17 protein-coding genes and 1 pseudogene are annotated in these 16,341 nt (G+C 61.8%); 8 read left to right on the forward strand and 10 right to left on the reverse strand.

The genetic code is table 11. The annotated features are described in order from the left end of the window. Positions 1–303: 303 nt before the first annotated feature. A complete protein-coding gene (locus tag FHT82_RS22570; protein WP_183734903.1) occupies positions 304–933 on the reverse strand; it encodes a DUF922 domain-containing protein in 630 nt (209 codons plus the stop codon). A 102-nt stretch (positions 934–1,035) separates the two neighbouring features. Here FHT82_RS22570 and folP point away from each other — a divergent pair, with 102 nt between their 5' ends. The 5 genes from folP (at position 1,036) to FHT82_RS22595 (ending at position 4,012) form a co-directional block, all read left to right on the forward strand. Beyond that, entirely contained in the window at positions 1,036–1,929 is an 894-nt protein-coding gene (gene folP / locus FHT82_RS22575) for a dihydropteroate synthase (protein ID WP_183734904.1), read from the forward strand. 75 nt (positions 1,930–2,004) lie between these two features. After that, complete coding sequence (gene folB, locus FHT82_RS22580) at positions 2,005–2,373, forward strand: dihydroneopterin aldolase (RefSeq protein WP_112547776.1); 369 nt, start codon at positions 2,005–2,007, stop codon at positions 2,371–2,373. Next, positions 2,363–2,881, forward strand: coding sequence for a 2-amino-4-hydroxy-6-hydroxymethyldihydropteridine diphosphokinase (gene folK, locus FHT82_RS22585; RefSeq protein WP_183735101.1), 519 nt, complete (start codon positions 2,363–2,365; stop codon positions 2,879–2,881). The genes folB and folK overlap by 11 nt, the downstream gene beginning before the upstream one ends. Before the next feature lie 185 nt (positions 2,882–3,066). Continuing rightward, a complete protein-coding gene (locus FHT82_RS22590) occupies positions 3,067–3,561 on the forward strand; it encodes a hypothetical protein (RefSeq protein WP_183734905.1) in 495 nt (164 codons plus the stop codon). A gap of 7 nt (positions 3,562–3,568) precedes the next feature. Next, on the forward strand, positions 3,569–4,012 hold the full coding sequence (locus FHT82_RS22595; RefSeq protein WP_183734906.1) for a YetF domain-containing protein: 444 nt from the start codon (positions 3,569–3,571) through the stop codon (positions 4,010–4,012). 13 nt (positions 4,013–4,025) lie between these two features. Here FHT82_RS22595 and FHT82_RS22600 read toward each other — a convergent pair whose 3' ends face one another. Continuing rightward, positions 4,026–4,601 (reverse strand): isochorismatase family cysteine hydrolase, encoded by a 576-nt coding sequence (locus tag FHT82_RS22600; RefSeq protein ID WP_183734907.1) that lies wholly within the window; start codon positions 4,599–4,601, stop codon positions 4,026–4,028. Positions 4,602–4,622: 21 nt separating this feature from the next. After that, positions 4,623–4,835, reverse strand: a pseudogene (locus FHT82_RS22605) (hypothetical protein); the annotation flags it as partial. A 199-nt stretch (positions 4,836–5,034) separates the two neighbouring features. Here FHT82_RS22605 and FHT82_RS22610 point away from each other — a divergent pair. Next, positions 5,035–5,211, forward strand: coding sequence for a hypothetical protein (locus FHT82_RS22610; protein ID WP_183734909.1), 177 nt, complete (start codon positions 5,035–5,037; stop codon positions 5,209–5,211). A gap of 200 nt (positions 5,212–5,411) precedes the next feature. Here FHT82_RS22610 and FHT82_RS22615 read toward each other — a convergent pair whose 3' ends face one another. The 4 genes from FHT82_RS22615 to FHT82_RS22630 form a co-directional block, all read right to left on the reverse strand. Beyond that, the gene (locus FHT82_RS22615; RefSeq protein ID WP_183734910.1) at positions 5,412–5,963 is read right to left on the reverse strand and encodes a hypothetical protein; all 552 of its coding nucleotides are present in this window, start codon (positions 5,961–5,963) and stop codon (positions 5,412–5,414) included. A gap of 234 nt (positions 5,964–6,197) precedes the next feature. After that, the gene (locus FHT82_RS22620; protein ID WP_183734911.1) at positions 6,198–7,277 is read right to left on the reverse strand and encodes a TIGR01620 family protein; all 1,080 of its coding nucleotides are present in this window, start codon (positions 7,275–7,277) and stop codon (positions 6,198–6,200) included. Beyond that, the gene (locus FHT82_RS22625; RefSeq protein WP_183734912.1) at positions 7,274–8,749 is read right to left on the reverse strand and encodes a YcjX family protein; all 1,476 of its coding nucleotides are present in this window, start codon (positions 8,747–8,749) and stop codon (positions 7,274–7,276) included. The genes FHT82_RS22620 and FHT82_RS22625 overlap by 4 nt, the downstream gene beginning before the upstream one ends. A 73-nt stretch (positions 8,750–8,822) precedes the next feature. Continuing rightward, positions 8,823–9,317: a histidine phosphatase family protein gene (locus tag FHT82_RS22630; protein WP_183734913.1), complete on the reverse strand. Its 495-nt coding sequence runs from the start codon at positions 9,315–9,317 to the stop codon at positions 8,823–8,825. Between the two features lie 277 nt (positions 9,318–9,594). On the opposite strand from FHT82_RS22630, the gene dksA reads away from it, so the two are divergent. Further along, the gene (dksA, locus tag FHT82_RS22635) at positions 9,595–10,014 is read left to right on the forward strand and encodes an RNA polymerase-binding protein DksA (RefSeq protein WP_007826301.1); all 420 of its coding nucleotides are present in this window, start codon (positions 9,595–9,597) and stop codon (positions 10,012–10,014) included. 113 nt (positions 10,015–10,127) lie between these two features. Here the strand turns inward: dksA and FHT82_RS22640 are convergent, their stop codons facing one another. Further along, positions 10,128–11,267, reverse strand: a complete 1,140-nt coding sequence (locus tag FHT82_RS22640) for a flagellar biosynthetic protein FliO (protein ID WP_183734914.1) — start codon at positions 11,265–11,267, stop codon at positions 10,128–10,130. A gap of 331 nt (positions 11,268–11,598) precedes the next feature. Between FHT82_RS22640 and FHT82_RS22645 the strand changes: the two genes are divergently transcribed. Continuing rightward, positions 11,599–14,202 carry a PAS domain-containing sensor histidine kinase gene (locus FHT82_RS22645; RefSeq protein WP_183734915.1) on the forward strand — a complete coding sequence of 868 codons (2,604 nt, stop codon included), beginning with the start codon at positions 11,599–11,601 and terminating at the stop codon, positions 14,200–14,202. Between the two features lie 115 nt (positions 14,203–14,317). Here the strand turns inward: FHT82_RS22645 and FHT82_RS22650 are convergent, their stop codons facing one another. Both FHT82_RS22650 and FHT82_RS22655 read right to left on the reverse strand, forming a co-directional pair. Then, positions 14,318–15,244 carry a pseudouridine-5'-phosphate glycosidase gene (locus tag FHT82_RS22650; protein ID WP_183734916.1) on the reverse strand — a complete coding sequence of 309 codons (927 nt, stop codon included), beginning with the start codon at positions 15,242–15,244 and terminating at the stop codon, positions 14,318–14,320. A gap of 30 nt (positions 15,245–15,274) precedes the next feature. Then, the gene (locus FHT82_RS22655; RefSeq protein WP_183734917.1) at positions 15,275–16,219 is read right to left on the reverse strand and encodes a carbohydrate kinase family protein; all 945 of its coding nucleotides are present in this window, start codon (positions 16,217–16,219) and stop codon (positions 15,275–15,277) included. Between the last annotated feature and the right edge of the window lie 122 nt (positions 16,220–16,341).

The following is a 16,341-nucleotide window of genomic DNA, read 5'->3' on the forward strand; positions in this document are numbered from 1 at the left end:
ATCCTTGAGAGAATGGGGGAGCTTTCCCAAAAAGAGAGCCTCGCACGCCGGAGGCGAGCGAGGCGAGGCGGGCGCATTACCTACGGATGAGGGAGGAACACCCGCGGCTTCGGAACGCGCCAGGAGAACACAGTCACGAAAGCCAGCTGCCTTACTGCACTTTCGAATATAGTCATATTACCGCTTTCCGGTTGAGTCCACCAGAATGAAAAATGACCGGTAAAAGGCTGGGAAGCGCACAAGTTTCGCACAAGTTTCATTGTGCAGCTAACGATCTCTACTCGCCTTGAGGCTGAAAAGAGCTTATCTTTCGCCGCCTTTGCCCTTGAGTCTATTGTTGAGCAGTCTCAACATGCGATTCTGGAAATTGACGGCTTCGACGCGATCGAATCGGGCCTGCAGCTTGTCATGCTCCTCTATTCCGCGAGCCGACTCATTCGAGACGAGTTCCTGCATGGCCTCGCAATTACGCTGCGACGGGAGCGCTTTGAGTTCGCGCTCCATGACGCGGGCCTGGGTGCGGGCGATCTCGGCATGGCGCTCCTCGTGACGCCTGATATCGCTCGACAGCGCATCCCAGATCATCGACAGCTCGCGGCTCGTACCCTTACGATTGCCCCACCGCGGCATGATGATCTGCGTGTGGACAGTGACTTTGACGTTGCCGACGCGGCAACGTCCATTTTCCTGGATATAGGTGGCCTCGCCGCCGAAACGGATCTTGGTGGCGCCGGGATGGCGGGCGGAGGAGCCGTTCGCTGTCGGGCCACGGCGGCTCAGCTCATCGTCCAGCTCGTCGGCCGTCTTTCCTTTGATATCGAAATAGGAATAGCTTTTCGTTGCAATGACTTCGGCTGCCGCGGGGCTGCAGAGGAAAAGGGCAATCATGGAAAAGGCGATGGGAAGGCGCATATAACGCAACGCAAGCGGCATTCTGAACTGAACCTGTGTTGAAGTTTGGCGGAGCTTGGGGCATAGCCACGGTAAGCGCAATATCGGATAGCGGCTTTTTTCGTTAGTGACGGGATTAGACTGGTGAATCAGCTCGATAGCAGTTTCTGGCGTGTGGCCCATGGTCGCGAGATCGAGCTCGGCAAGCGCTCAGTGATCATGGCGATCGTCAACGTGACGCCGGATTCCTTCTCCGACGGCGGGCGTTATCAGACGGTCGACAGCGCCGTCGAGCACGCGCTGCAGGCAGTCGCGGACGGCGCCGAAATCCTCGACATCGGCGGTGAGTCGACGCGGCCGGATGCGGTTTCCGTCAGCCCGGCGGAGGAACAGGCGCGGGTACTGCCCGTCATCGAGGTGCTCAGCAGACGCACGCAAGCGTTGATTTCCATCGATACCTATCGCGCGGAAACGGCGCGGCTTGCCATTAGTGCCGGCGCCCATATCGTCAACGACGTCTTCGGCTTGCAGAAGGAGCCTGATATCGCCGCGCTGTCGGCTGAGACCGGGGCGGGGCTCTGCATCATGCATACGGGCCGCGACCGACAGAAGCTTGCCGGTATCATCGATGACCAGATCTTCTTTCTCAAGCGTTCGCTGGAGATCGCTTCGGCTGCCGGCGTCCTGCGTGACCGTATCGTGCTCGATCCCGGCTTCGGTTTTGCCAAGGAGACGCCGGCAGAAAATCTGGAACTGATGGCGCGTTTCGAAGAGCTGCACCGCTTCGGCCTGCCGCTTCTTGCCGGCACCTCGCGCAAGCGCTTCCTCGGCGCCGTCACGGGCCGGGAGCCCGCGGAGCGCGATGTGGCGACGGCCGCGACCAGCGCGCTCTTGCGAGTTCAAGGCGCGGCTGTTTTCCGGGTACACAATGTCGCAATCAACAGGGATGCGCTTGCCGTAGCCGATGCTATGCTGGCCGCCCGGAACGACACTTCTAAAGCGTGTCACGATCTGTCAGATCCGCATGCCACGCTTTAAGTCTTTGTTTTACGCATGTCGTTGTCGCAAAACCGCTACGCACTTTTGCGCGATATGCTTTAGGGGGAGGCCGTCATGAGTACCTATACGATCCTAATGCAGAACTGCGCCTTCTTCGCCCGCCACGGCGTGCATGCCGAAGAGGAATTCCTCGGCCAGCGCTTTTTCGTGGATGCCGAACTGGAGGTGGAAGCGGGCAGTGCACTGGAAAACGATTCCATCGATGAGACCGTCCACTACGGCACCGCCTTCACCATCATCGAGGAGATCGTCGTCGGCCAGCGGCGTTACCTGATCGAGGCGCTGGCGTTCGATATCGCCAAAGGGCTCTGTAAAAAATTCCCACAGATCATCAGGGCCAAGATCACGGTGCGCAAGCCGAATGCGCCGATCCCCGGCGTGCTCGACTTCGTGCAGGTGACCGTTGAGCATCGTGCCCGATAATCCATTCCATCTCGCAACGCTCGGCCTCGGCGGCAATATCGGCGATCCGGTCAAGTCCATGGCCGCGGCACTCACGCGGCTCGATGCCGACGCGGATTGCCGCGTGGCGGCCGTTTCGCGGCTTTACCGCACGCCGCCCTGGGGCAAGACCGACCAGTCCTATTTCTTCAACTCCTGCGCGGCGGTGGAAACGCGGCTTGCCCCGGAAGCGCTGCTCGATCTCTGCCTGTCGATCGAGCGGGAGATGAAGCGCGAGCGTATCGAGCGCTGGGGGCCGCGCACGCTCGATATCGATGTGCTGACTTATCAGGGAGTCGAGCAGGATGCGCCGCGGCTGGAATTGCCGCATCCACGCATGACGGAGCGGGGCTTCGTGCTGATGCCGCTTGCGGATATCGCACCCGAACTCATGGTCCGGGGCAGGGCGGTTGCCGACTGGCTGGCCGGTGCCGATATCGCGGGGATCGAGATTGCGGACGAGAGCCGCAACTGGTGGCGCAAGGCCTGAAGGGCCACCAAGAGCAGGCTGCAAGACCTAACAGCCCTCAGAATCTCCGCCATGCGGGGCTTTTCCGTGTGTTCGTAACGTCTTGTCGCCTGCACCGGCTGCGCTAACTCAGAAGGGCGACTGAGCCGGAGGTATCATGAGGCAATTCAACAGCGGCCGGAAAGGCTGCTCGTTCAGGTGCTGATATGCCGAGAACGAGCAGCAGCCTTCCCGAAGGCATCGAAGATCATACTCGCTTCCAGCAGCGCGTCTGGTGTGCGCAACGCTGGGCATGGATCGGTTTTGCCGCCGTTCTCATCGCCGCGCTTTTCGGAGCGCTCGGGCGCAGCGGGCCTCTCTCCCAACAGGAATTGAAGCTCGCCGGCGGCAACATCGAGCTGCCGATCGTTACGCGGTGGAATGCGCCCGACGAGTTGCGCGTCTTTTTCTTGCCATCCTCTTCGGATCGTAGGCTCGTCCTCGATCCCGATTTTTTCACGATCTTCTCCATCGAAGGCATCGACCCGCCGCAGAGAGCGGCAGACTACGAGAATGGCCGTATCGGCTATGTCTTTCCTGCCGATGCCGCCGCGACGAGCCAGGTTATTCTGAGGCTTCATACGCAGAAGCCGGGGCTGCATTCCTTCCGCATCGGTATCGGCCAGGACGTCATCGAACGTTCGGTCCTCGTCTTGCCGTGAGGTGTCGATGGACGCAGTCGTTCGTGGCATCGCCATCTATTTCACGCTGCTGGTGATCATCAGGCTGTCGGGCCGGCGCACGCTCGCCCAGATGACACCCTTCGATCTCGTCATCGTACTGGTGATTTCGGAGACGACACAGCAGGCAATGCTGGGTGATGATTTCTCGATCACCAATTCCGTGCTCCTGATCCTGACGCTGTTTACGACTGATATCGCGCTTTCCTATCTGAAGCGCCGGTCGCGATGGACGGCCAGGTTGATCGACGGCGCTCCGACCGTTCTCGTTACCAATGGCGTTTACGACGAGGCTGCCCTGACGGGTGCGAGACTTCAGAGAGACGATGTGATGCAGGCTGCAAGAACGCAGCAGGGCATCGAGAGTGTCAAAGATATCCGGTTTGCAATTCTCGAAGTGAGCGGCAACATCAGCATCATTCCGAAGGAGTGAGGGGAACGGCGGATCAGAGAGCGGAGAGGAATGCATCCGTTTCGGTAATCTCCACCTGCACCGAAAAGCGGCCGCCCAGCAATTCGAGCGTAGCGTCATGCGTTTCGTCAGCGCTGCTGCAGACGGCGTCCTTCAACAGGATGACGCGATAGCCGAGATCGATTGCACCAAGTGCTGCCGCGAGCACGCAGATATCCGTTTCGCCGCCGGTGATGGCGATGGCCTCGACCTTTTCCTGCGCGAGCGTTTCATGCAGCCGCCCGTCGACCCAGGGAGAATAGGTTCGCTTGTCGAGGATGCGGGCGGGCGGTGCGAAAGGCTTCAGATCGGCAACGATATCCACGAGTTCCGGCAGCAAGTGTTCGCCGGTCATCATCGGCCATTTTTCGTAATAGTTCCTCCACATGCCCGGCATGGCATCAGCGGTCGGCGGCGGGACGAAGCGTGTGAAAACCGTTCGCTCCGCATACCGCCCCGAGAGTTCAACGATCTGCGGCGATACCGTCGCCATCCACGGCACATGCCATGCTGTCTGTTCTGCAAACATCCTCTGCATGTCGATGCAGAGATGGATCCAGTTGCCGGGCATCGGACCTCAAGCTTCCTGCAATCAGGGCGAATTGATGCTGGGCAGAAAATCCTCGACCTGCTTGCGATCGCTCGCAGACAGCGACTGTACCTGTTCCTGCCAGAAGCGTTCGGCCTCCGGCGGATCCTCCTCCCACTGGCGCACGGTCGTGATGTTATCGTCGATTTTGCAGCGGCGGTGTCCGCCGAGGCGCAGATATTCCTTGGCGAGCTTCAGGCTCCTGGTTTCCGTATCCACATTGGTCGCGTTCATGGCCTTGCCTCCTTGACTGCGCAGGGACCTGCCCTGCCATTCACGGAAAACGGTACATGGCGGGAAATGATCCGAGGCCATCACGAAATATTAAAATGGGGAACGGAGACAGGTCGGCACAGTTCTCCTTACCGAGGCGGCGACGAGCCGACCTCGCGATCATGAGAAAGGAGAATTGATCATGGCAAACCAAGGCGGTTCACACGAACAGCATGTCAAGGCAGGCCAGCAGAGCCACAAGAATGCCAGTCCACAACAGGCTTCGTCTGCCAACAATCAATCCAGTTCGGGTACCCGCGGCGGCACGCATGAGCAGCATGTGAAGGCCGGTCAGCAAAGCCACAAAAACCCTCGCTAAAGATCTGACCGATCTGGAAAGAAGCCCGTAAAAGCGGGCTTCTTTCATGTCTTCGTTTCAGAATCTCAGGCCTCTGTGGCGCGACTTGAGCAGCGGCTGTCTGCTCGCACGACCCGGACGAATGCTCATGGTCTCCCGCGTCCAAAAGCAAAAGCGGCGGAAAACCGCCGCTTCAGGAAAACCCGTCTGCGATGAGTGGCTTACTGGATCGAACCGACCGCCATTTCGTCGACCTGGCGGGTGAGCGTCAGACCGATGACAGGGACCATCTGGCTTTCGACCTTGACCGAAACGGTGACGTTCATGGTCTTGTCGTCGCGCACACGGGCAATCATCGCACCGTTCAGCTTGGCGCGGTTGATGCCGACGACGACGGTGTCTTCCGTGACGGCGCCGGAGACGACGTCGAGACCCTTGCCTTCGGCTCCGTCAAGGAACTTGCCCTTATAGGTGGAGCCGGACTGGGAAATCACGGCGGTCATCGGCTGCTTGAAGACGCCGACGCGGCAGGTGCCGTCAAGCTTGATACCGGCGGAGGAATCATCGGCCGGCGAACCGACGAGATTGCAGGTGAATTTCGTGCCCTTGTACTTGCCGGCGACGATTTCGCCCGGACCCTTCCAAGTGCCGGCGACGGATTCGAAGAAGGCCTTGTCGCGGGTTGCCGCAGTGGCGTTGGAAGCGACGTCCGCCACTGGAGACAATGCCGCGGCGGCCAGGCCGCATACAAAAAGAAACTTGCGCGAATACATGGATTTTCCTTGGCAAACACCACTCGGGAACTGAGGCAAACACCACTCGGGAACTGACAGGAAGTTTTGCCGGAGAATGGTTAATGCTTTCTTTCCGAGGCGCTGAAATGCGTGGAAATACAGGGCTTTCGCAAGGCAAGGATTCTCAGGCTAAGCCTTTAGCGCATTGAATCCGCTGGAAATTTTTACGCCCTGCGCAAGAAGGCACAAATGTGTCGAAATCCGGCGTCTTCTTCACGGATTGCCGTTGCGCGCCGTCATCGAGGGCGTCAGGTCGCCGATGAAATCGCCGATTCCCGGCCGTTTCAGTGCCCGGAAGGTCAGCGGACGGCAGAGATCCATGGCGGCAATGCCGATCCGCGCCGTCATCAGCCCGTTGATGACACCTTCGCCGAGTCGGGCGGAAAGCTTCGAGGCTAGGCCGTGGCCCAGCACTTGCTGCACGAGGCTGTCGCCGACGGCAATCGAGCCGGTCACCGCAAGATGGGCGAGCACGTCGCGCATCAATCTGATCATGCCGAGCGTGCCCGGCCGGCCGCCATAGAGTTCGGCCATGGCACGGATCAGGCGAGCGGCCTCATAGAGCACGTAGAGAAGATCGACGATGGCGCGCGGACTGACCGCCGTGACGATCGAGACGCGCTTTGAAGAGTTGACGATCAGCGCGCGCGCCTGCCGGTCCAACGGGCCGAGAAGCTCGCGCTCGGCAAGCGCAATCAGATGCGGGGGGTCGATGACCTCACCTTCGGTCGCCTTCAGCGTGGTGCGGCCCTTTGCGGTTTCCGGCTTGGCGTCGACAAGGCCAGTCAGGCGGGCGACAACCGCACGGGCTTTGGCCGGGCGGGTTTCGAGGATCGCAGCATCGGCCTCGGCCTTGATGGCCTGCACCGCGGCAAGCCGCATCATGCCCGCCGTCTCCCTGATGACGATGGCGATAACGGCGAGGATGCCGATCGCGAGCGCGGCGAGCGCGGCGTAACCCAGCCAGTCGGCGCGGCTGAAGAGATCGCGGATCAGCCGGTCGGTCCAGAGGCCGAAGGCGAGGGACAACAGAATGCCGAAGGCGCCGGCGGCGATGCCGGCAAAGGAGGTGCGGCGCTTGCGCGGGGCGGCGACCGGCAACGGGCTCAGATCTTGTTCCGGATTGAGGAAGGGATCTTCCTCGTCTGATGTCAGCACAACTTCGCCGGAGAAACTTGCCGGCTTGCGGCGCTCCACACGCGGGGATTCGGCAGCCGTATTCTTGTCCTCGTAGAGGAAGGCGGAGGGGGCACGGCGTGGCGGATTGGGCTGGTCGATCGGCGGCTTGCTCATGCGAGGCGGTCTCCGAACAGGAACTGCATGGCGCGGTCGAGGCGGATATGCGGCACGGAGAGCTTTATGCCGCCGCCGGTTTCCTCGAGCTGCGGCGGGCGGAAGCGCACGACATTGACGTCGGGCAGTTCGACGGAGGTGTCACCGACCTCGATACGCTCGAACAAGGATTCGGGATTTTCCGGCAGGTCGCCGGGGAAGATCGCCGTCTTGCGTTCGCCGTCGAAGGTCTCATTGGCGATCTTCTCGCCTGCCATCGGCGTGCCGACGATGACGGGCAGGTCGTGGCCGTCCTGACGTACGGTGGCCTCCCGCGTGGCGCGCACGGAGGCAAGCGCCATGACATCGATGCCGGCGCCGGCCATGCCGATACGGTCGATGGCGCGGTCGACGAGGCGGCGCGTCAGACGGTCCAGCCGGTCATGGCTTTCATGATGCAGATGATCGGCCTTGGTGGCGGCGACCAGCACGCGATCGATGCGCCGACCGAGGAGCGACGACAGGATGGAATTGCTGCCGGGGCGGAAACAGGCGAGCACATCGGTCAGCGCGCGCTCCAGATCCTGCACGGCTTCCGGTCCGCGGTTCATGGCCTGCAGCGCATCGACCAGCACGATCTGGCGGTCGAGACGAGCGAAATGCTCACGGAAGAAGGGTTTGACGACGACGGATTTGTAGGCCTCGTAGCGGCGCTCCATCATCGCCCAGAGCGAGCCACGCTCCGGCCGGCCCTCGGGGGGCAACGCAAGCGGCGCGAAGGTCAATGCAGGGGAACCGTCGAGATCGCCGGGCAGCAGGAAGCGGCCGGGCGGCAGGGTGGAGAGCGAGCGCTCATCGGCCTTGCAGGCTTTCAGATAGTCGGTGAAGCTGGTGGCGAGGTCGCGGGCCACCATTTCATCGGCGGAAGCGGTGATGTCAGTCGCTTTCGCCAGCGTCAGCCAGGCGCTCGACAGCTCGGCGCGGATGCCGGTGGCGGCAAGCGCGATGGTTTCCTCGCAGAAGGTTCGGAAATCCTTGCCGAGCAGCGGCAGGTCGAGCAGCCATTCGCCGGGATAATCGACGATATCGATCGACAGGCGACCGGGCGAGAACATGCGCGCCCAGGAACTGGCGCTCTGATAATCGAGCGTGATGCGCAGTTCGGAGATCGCGCGGGTGGAATCCGGCCAGCTGCGCTCCTTCACCAGCGCGCGGATATGATCCTCATATTGGAACCGCGGCACGGCATCGTCCGGCTGCGGCTCAAGGCGCACGGCCGACACGCGGCCGGACTGCACCGCTTCGAACAGCGGCAGGCGGCCGCCATGCAGGAGATTATGGACGAGCGAGGAAATGAAGACGGTCTTGCCGGAGCGGGAAAGGCCGGTGACGCCGAGCCGGATGGTCGGATTGACCAGACCGCTGGCGCGGTCTGCAAGATTATCCAGCGCGATCAGCGCATCGTCGGCAAAGGATGTCAGGCGTGGCGGCAAATCGGAATCCCTGATGGCACTGCCTGCAATATAGGAAAGGGCCGCTGCCCGAAAAAGAAGCGGCGCGAAAAGCTCAGTCGGTGACGAAATCGACGAGACGCCATGCCGCAGTCGTCGTGACGTAGTCGATGACGGCGAGACCGCCTGTCGGGAAGCCCTTCGGCAAAGAGGCAGCCATCGCCTTGTGGCCGATCAGCGCCGATAGGGCCTGTTCCATGGTCGGGTTATGGCCGACGAGCATGACGCTCCCCACATCCTGTGTGTCGAGGATTTCGAGATAGGTATCGACCGAGGCATTATAGAGCGTGTCGACGAAACGCATGTCGAGCGTTTCGCCCATGGCGCGATGTACGGCCTCCGCGGTGTCGCGGCAGCGGAGCGCCGTCGAACTGATCAGGATATCCGGCCGGTAGCCCTTGTCGGCAGCACGGTCGGCGACGATCTCGGCATCCCCAAAACCTTTCTCGCTCAGCGGGCGGTCGAAATCGCGCTGTCCGGGCTCGGCCTGGGCAGCTTGGGCATGACGGAGGAGGTAGATCCGGTGCGGTGGAGGCAGGAGGGCGACCATGGGCAAATCCAGCTTCGAGCGGAGCCTTTTAAGTAGCGGCTGCGGTCCGACGACGTCAACTGTCGAAAGGCTTTCATGAGCGCAAAAGGACGGTCGCAACACGGCATTTTGAATGCGAGGTGAGAATCACCGCTCGGAATAATGGTGAGAAAATAGACTGTTAGCTCAAATTTATGACAGATTTAAAAATCTGTTTACGTGTCTTATTTGGCTTGAATCGCTGATAGCGCTTGGGATATACAGCCCGCCAGATGAGATGTTCTTCAGGAGAATCGCGTTGAGTGAGAAGATCGATCTTAGCAATTATGTACCCTCGGAAGACGAGGAGTTCATGAATACGAACCAGCGCGCTTATTTCAGAGCCAAGCTGGTTGCCTGGAAAAACGATATCCTTAGAGAAGCGCGCGAAACACTCGACCATCTGGCTGAGGAAAGCGCGAACCACCCTGATCTCGCAGATCGTGCATCCTCCGAAACCGATCGGGCGATCGAACTTCGCGCCCGTGACCGTCAGAGAAAGCTGATCTCCAAGATCGACGCAGCCCTGCAGCGCATTGAAGATGGCACTTACGGCTACTGCGAGGAAACCGGCGAACCGATCGGCCTCAAGCGTCTCGACGCCCGCCCGATCGCTACGCTGTCGATCGAAGCGCAGGAACGCCACGAGCGGCGCGAAAAGGTTTACCGGGACGAATAATCGGTTCCGGACCGACAATGAAAAAAGGCACCGCGAGACGATCGCGGTGCCTTTTTGTTTTGTGCCCTTTGCCCTGGGGGCATATGGCCCCGGCTTTTATCTGGGGCTCCCGCTCACTTGTCGCGGTTGACGCTCATTTCGCCGAAGATGCGGGCGACTTCCTTCTGAAGTGCTGCATCCGCACCTGTGATCGGCGCCATTTCGGGGTCGCGGCGCGGCATTGATCCAGACTGAGGGGATCCAGGCTGAGGGGAGCCGGGCTGCGAGGCAGGGCGCGCCTGCTGCGCGTTGGGCGTGGGAACCACGCGGTCTGCGGCGACATTGCCAGTTATTTCCTCATCGAGGATGCGCTGGAAATCCCGGCGGATGGCAGCCGATTGCACGCCGCCATCTTCCGTCGCCACCGGTGCGCCGCGTGAAACGGTGGGGATGCTCTGGGCCGGCGGCGTGGAAACTTCCGGTTCGATGCGCTGCTGCGGCAACACCCGCTGGCGGGCTGCATCGAGGATATCGGCGGCGTTGGCCGTATCGGGCACCGGCTGCGGAGCCGGGCGTTCGGGCTGGCGCGGCTGAACCTGCAGCGGGCGCTGCAGGCCGTCACGCTCAGCTGTAAGCGGAGCCGACATCTGCGGAGCGGAACGTTCCGGCTGGCTCGGCATTTGCTGAGCAGACATTTGCTGAGCAGACATGGGTGGGGCCACGGCCGGAGCGACCGGGGGTTCAGGACGCTGGCGGATTGGCTCGGCAGGCGGGGCGATGACGGGGGCGGGTGTCGGCGTCGGGATATAGGTTTCGAAATCAGGTTCGGAGCTTGCCGTTACGGACGGTGCAACGGGAGCGGCAGCCGGCCGCGGCTGCGGGGCCGGCGGCGGCTCGCGGCGCGGCTGGACGAGAGAAGGTTCCTGGACGACTGGGCGCTCCTCGACCGGCTGCGGGCGGAACTCAGCGGCCGTTTCGACTTCCGATTCCGGCAGGATGCGGCTTTCGATGACGATGTCTGTTGGTCCGCCGATCATGACGAGATGTTCGACATTGTCACGCCGCACGAGCACCAGGCGGCGGCGGGCATCGACCGCGGCAGCATCAAGCACCTGCAGGCGCGGCTGGCGGTTGCGGCCACCGCGGACGAAGGGCGAGGGCGCGCGGTTGCGCAGAAACCACATGATGGCGATGAGCAGAATGAGGGCAATGCCGACGCCGCCGGCGGCAAGCAGGAAGCGGTCGCCGTAAGCTCCTACAACATCATCGAACATAGGCACTCACTCCATTTCGCATTATGGCACAACAGACGACTTTTCCGCTCCTTAGGCAAGAGCCGGCAGGTCTGTCCAGTCACCGGCGAACGCGATTTCGTGTTGTGCAACCTATTTGGTAGAACGGGTTAGACTTCCCTTGTCAGACTGCAGCACACTGACCAGGGAAGGCTCTGGGGCAAACTGGCGCGTTTGCCTGTGAATTCAAGCAGTCTGATGAAAGCCTGCTGTTTTTGAGGGCGCAGCAAGTTGCTAAGAAGGAAAAGACTGCCTGATTCCTGCTTCGTAGCGGTGTTACGAGCGCGGCAGGAAGGGCTTATGCGAGGAATAGATGACGAAATCGCGTCAGGTCGACGACTATAACGCGCCGCTTGTGGATCGTGGGGGGCGTTCTGGTACGGCAATACGCATCATCCTGCTGGCAATCGTGCTGATTGCGGCGGCGGCGGCCTTCGTCTTCTTCAAGGATTCGCTCGGCAACGAGCTGGTGCTCGGCTGTCTCGGCGTTCTCGCCATGGTCGGCATCTTCTTCCTGGTATCCTCGGTCATCGGCTTCATCGAGGTGATGCCGCAGCGCCAGTCCGACGGTCTGGCGCGCGCTTTCCTGAACAGCCATCCGGACGGAACGCTGATCACCGACGACAAGGGCCGTATCGTCTATGCCAATGCCGCCTATGGCGCGCTGACGGGCGCGCGCAAGGCGACCGAGGTGCAGACGCTGGAAACGCTGCTGTCGCGCCACCGCGAATCGAACGAGGCGCTCTACCGGCTGGTAAACGGCCTGCGCGAGGGCCGGGAAGGCCGCGAGGAATTCCGCCTGCTGCGCGCCGTCGGACCGGGGAGCAGCGCAGGCGCCCATTGGTACCGCCTGAAAGCCCGGCAGCTGAAGCCGGAAGAGGGCGATGGCAAGCCGCTGCAGATCTGGCAGATCACCGATATCACCGCCGAGCGCGAGGACCAGGAGCGATTCTTCAAGGAGCTGCAGAACGCGATCGACTATCTCGACCATGCTCCATCAGGCTTCTTCTCAGCCGGCCGCAAGGGCGAGATCTTCTATCTGAACGCCACGCTTGCCGAATGGCTGGGGCTCGACCTCACCAAATTCATGCCGGGCTCGATGAACATCGGCGATCTGGTGGCGGGCGAGGGGCTGGCGCTGATCCAATCCGTGCAGGCCGAGCCGGGTCTGAAAAAGACCGTGACGCTCGACCTCGACCTGCGTAAATCCAACGGCCAGAGCCTGCCGGTGCAGATCATCCACCGCGTCACCTCCATGCGGGACGGGGCGCCGGGCGAAAGCCGGACGATCGTGCTGACACGCGACAAGGACGGCGAGAACGGCCAGTCGGCCTCGGCGGCCGCCATGCGCTTCACGCGCTTCTTCAACAATACGCCGATGGCGATCGCCTCCGTCGATGGCAACGGCAAGATCCTGCGCACCAATGCGCCTTTCCTGAAACTCTTCTCCAATATCGTCTCGCGTGACGATCTGGAGCGCGGCGCGCTTCTGGAAACGATCGTGCAGGACAGCGACCGGCCGCAGCTTGCCGCGGCACTTGCCGCCGCCAAGGACCGGCAAGGCGATATCGCGCCGATCGATTCCCGCACGCCGACGGACGATGCGCGTTTCTTCCGCTTCTATGTGAATGCCGTCATCGACCAGAGCGACGAGGCGCCCGAGGAGGCGGCCATCGTCTACGCGGTCGAAGTGACCGAGCAGAAGGCGCTGGAAGCGCAGATGGCGCAAACGCAGAAGATGAATGCGGTCGGCACGCTTGCCGGCGGCATCGCACACGATTTCAACAACGTGCTGACGGCAATCCTGCTCTCCTCCGACCACCTGCTGTTGCAGGCGCGGCCTGCCGATGCGAGCTTCGCCGATCTGATAGAGATCAAGCGCAACGCGAATCGCGCTGCGGTGCTCGTGCGCCAGCTTCTCGCCTTCTCGCGCAAGCAGACGATGCGGCCGACAGTGCTGAACCTCACTGATGTGGTCGGCGACCTGCGCATGCTGGTCGACCGGCTGATTTCAGGCACCAACGTCAAGCTCGACGTGGAATATGGCCGCGATCTCTGGCCGGTCAAAACCGATCTTTCGCAGTTCGAGCAGGTGCTGATCAATCTCTGCGTCAATGCGCGCGACGCCATGCCGGATGGCGGCACGCTGACGTTGCGCACCCGCAATCTGCCGGCAGCAGAAGTTGCAGCCTTCAACTATTCCTACATGCCGCATGAAGACATGGTGCTGGTCGAGGTGACCGATACCGGCACCGGCATTGCGCCCGAGATCATGGACAAGATCTTCGAGCCCTTCTTCACGACCAAGGATGTGGGCAAGGGTACCGGTCTCGGCCTTGCCATGGTCTACGGCATCGTCAAGCAATCCGGCGGTTATATCCAGCCGGAATCGGAAGTCGGCAAGGGCACGACCTTCCGCATCTTCCTGCCGCGCCATATCGTCGAGCCCGCAGTTGCCGCTGAGGCCGAAGCCGCCGATCATGCCGTTGCGGCCGGCGGCGCGCAGGTTCCGGAACTGGTCCAGCCGCAGCAGCCGGAAGACCTGACCGGCTCGGCCGTCATCCTCTTGGTGGAGGACGAAGAGGCCGTGCGGCGCGGTGGCAAGCGCATGCTGGAGACGCGCGGCTATACGGTCCATGAGGCGGGGTCCGGCGTCGAAGCGCTCGAGATCATGGAAGAGCTGGAAGGCAAGGTGGACATCGTCGTCTCCGACGTGGTGATGCCGGAGATGGACGGACCTTCGCTGTTGCGCGAATTGCGCAAGAACTATCCGGACCTGAAGTTCATTTTCGTGTCAGGCTATGCCGAGGATGCATTCGCCCGCAACCTGCCGCCGGAAGCCAAGTTCGGCTTCCTGCCGAAGCCGTTTTCGCTGAAGCAGCTGGCCGTGGTGGTGAAAGAGACGCTGGATAGCTGAAGATCACCGTCTGGCGGTTACCGGAGAGGCCCTGCCGTGCGGTACCCCCTATCGGCAGGCATTGGCCAAACGCACAGCCCAAAAACAGGGCGGGACCAGCCCGCCCCATCAAAAATCACTCGCCAAGCGCCACGGCGATCTCCGCCGCCAACCGTGCATTATTCTCCACCAGCGCAATGTTCGTCTTCAGGCTCTGACCATCCGTCAGGTCGAAGATCGTGCTCAAGAGGTAAGGCGTTACCGCCTTGCCGGTGATTTCGTCGCGCTCGGCACTATCAAGCGCACGCTCGATGTAGATTTCCATCTCCTCTCGGGCGATTTCGTCGGCTTCTGGAACCGGATTGGCAATCAGCATGCCGCCTTCGATGCCGAGCTGTTCGCGGGTCGTCTGGAAGTTGGCGATCGCGGCCGGGCTGTTCAGGGTTAGCGGGCTGCGGATGCCGGACGAGCGCGACCAGAAGGCCGGGAATTCATCGCTTTCATAGGTGACGACGGGCACGCCGCGGGTTTCCAGCACTTCCAGCGTCTTGGGAATATCGAGGATCGCCTTGGCGCCGGCGCAAACGACGATGACGCCGGTGCGGGCGAGCTCTTCGAGGTCGGCGGAGATGTCGAAAGTCTCTTCAGCGCCGCGATGCACGCCGCCGATGCCGCCGGTGGCGAAGACCTTGATGCCGGCCCGTGCCGCTGCAATCATCGTCGCGGCAACGGTGGTCGCACCGGTGCGGCGTTCGGCGATCGCGAAGGCGATATCGGCGCGCGAGACCTTCATCACGTCCTTGGCCTGGGCGAGTTGCTCCAGTTCGGCAGCTTCGAGGCCGATATGCAGCGTGCCGTGGATGACGGCGATGGTCGCGGGAACGGCACCCTGATCGCGGATGATCGCTTCGACGCTGCGCGCCATTTCGATATTGCCGGGGTAGGGCATGCCATGGGTGATGATGGTCGATTCGAGCGCCACGATCGGCGCGCCGCGCTGTTTGGCGGCTGCCACTTCCTTCGAGTAGGAGATCGGCAGCAGGGGCGAGAAGGGTTTGGTCATGATCCGTATCCGTTTATCGATTTAGCGGCTTCAATGCAGAATTCTCGCCGCCGGGACAAGCGAAAGCATGTCGCGGAGCAGTTCCGGCGAAAGATTTTCGTTGACGGCATGCGATGACTGGACGGTCAACGCTGCCGCCGCCGCGCCATGACGGACCGCTTCTTCGAGCGGGAGGCCACGCATGAGCGCAGAGAGCGTGCCGGCTGCCAGCGAATCTCCCGCGCCGGTGACATCGGCGACAATGTCCGAAATGGGCGGCTGAAGGACAAACGCACGTCCATCCTTGAAGGCGACGAGTTCGCGCTGGCCGCGGGTGACGACCGCACCGCTAATGCCGATGTCACCGAGCAGGGACGGCCAGGCGGTCGCGTCTTCCGGACGGTCGCCGACAAGGGCCGCGGCCTCGGCCTCATTGAGGAAGAGATAGTCGATGCCATCGAGGCAGGGCAGGAGGCGCACGACCTTGGCCGGCGAAATGGCGATTGCCGCGACCGGCTTGCCGAGTGCCTTTGCCTTTGCGACGATCGCCACTGCCGTTTCCTCCGGCAGGTTGGCATCGAAGAGGATGAAATCGGTGGCAGCAAAGGCATCACGCACCCAGCGGATCGAGAGCCGCCGCGGCGCGAAGAAGCGGTAGAGCTCCATATCCGCCAGCGCGATGACGAGATTGCCGTCCTTCTCGATGATCGCCGTATAGCTCGGCGTCTTGCGGTCGAGAAAGACGAAGGGGCGGTCGTCTATCCCCGCGAAGTCGGCCGCCTCGCTCACCATCTCGCCGATCGGGTCACCGCCGCGTGGCGAAATCATCGTTACATCGAAGCCGAGCCGGGCGAGATTACGCGCCGCATTGAAGCCGCCGCCGCCCGGTTCCTCGAACCATGTTCCGGGGTTGCTGGCACCGGGCGCCGTCTCTCCGGCAATGCGGCCGCGGCGATCGATATGGGCGCCACCGAGAACGAGAATCTTGCGGCTCATTTCTGCACTCCGGAAGCGAATCGAAAGGTGGGCAAAGTGGCCACATTCGCGGGCCGACGCGCACTAAGCCGTTGCTTTGCATCGATAAAACAAAAATAGAACACAGGCCGTTTTACCTTTTT

The organism is Rhizobium sp. BK275, assembly GCF_014193555.1.
Classification (GTDB): domain Bacteria; phylum Pseudomonadota; class Alphaproteobacteria; order Rhizobiales; family Rhizobiaceae; genus Rhizobium.

What these genes read in the sequence shown, in the direction of transcription:
- FHT82_RS22655 (WP_183734917.1), bottom strand. Translation starts at nt 16,219, where the DNA reads ATGAGCCGCAAGATTCTCGTTCTCGGTGGCGCCCATATCGATCGCCGC.
- FHT82_RS22570 (WP_183734903.1), bottom strand. Translation starts at nt 933, where the DNA reads ATGCCGCTTGCGTTGCGTTATATGCGCCTTCCCATCGCCTTTTCCATG.
- FHT82_RS22615 (WP_183734910.1), bottom strand. Translation starts at nt 5,963, where the DNA reads ATGTATTCGCGCAAGTTTCTTTTTGTATGCGGCCTGGCCGCCGCGGCA.
- folB (WP_112547776.1), top strand. Translation starts at nt 2,005, where the DNA reads ATGAGTACCTATACGATCCTAATGCAGAACTGCGCCTTCTTCGCCCGC.
- FHT82_RS22610 (WP_183734909.1), top strand. Translation starts at nt 5,035, where the DNA reads ATGGCAAACCAAGGCGGTTCACACGAACAGCATGTCAAGGCAGGCCAG.
- FHT82_RS22640 (WP_183734914.1), bottom strand. Translation starts at nt 11,267, where the DNA reads ATGTTCGATGATGTTGTAGGAGCTTACGGCGACCGCTTCCTGCTTGCC.
- FHT82_RS22590 (WP_183734905.1), top strand. Translation starts at nt 3,067, where the DNA reads ATGCCGAGAACGAGCAGCAGCCTTCCCGAAGGCATCGAAGATCATACT.
- FHT82_RS22650 (WP_183734916.1), bottom strand. Translation starts at nt 15,244, where the DNA reads ATGACCAAACCCTTCTCGCCCCTGCTGCCGATCTCCTACTCGAAGGAA.
- FHT82_RS22620 (WP_183734911.1), bottom strand. Translation starts at nt 7,277, where the DNA reads ATGAGCAAGCCGCCGATCGACCAGCCCAATCCGCCACGCCGTGCCCCC.
- FHT82_RS22595 (WP_183734906.1), top strand. Translation starts at nt 3,569, where the DNA reads ATGGACGCAGTCGTTCGTGGCATCGCCATCTATTTCACGCTGCTGGTG.
- FHT82_RS22645 (WP_183734915.1), top strand. Translation starts at nt 11,599, where the DNA reads ATGACGAAATCGCGTCAGGTCGACGACTATAACGCGCCGCTTGTGGAT.
- FHT82_RS22600 (WP_183734907.1), bottom strand. Translation starts at nt 4,601, where the DNA reads ATGCCCGGCAACTGGATCCATCTCTGCATCGACATGCAGAGGATGTTT.
- FHT82_RS22630 (WP_183734913.1), bottom strand. Translation starts at nt 9,317, where the DNA reads ATGGTCGCCCTCCTGCCTCCACCGCACCGGATCTACCTCCTCCGTCAT.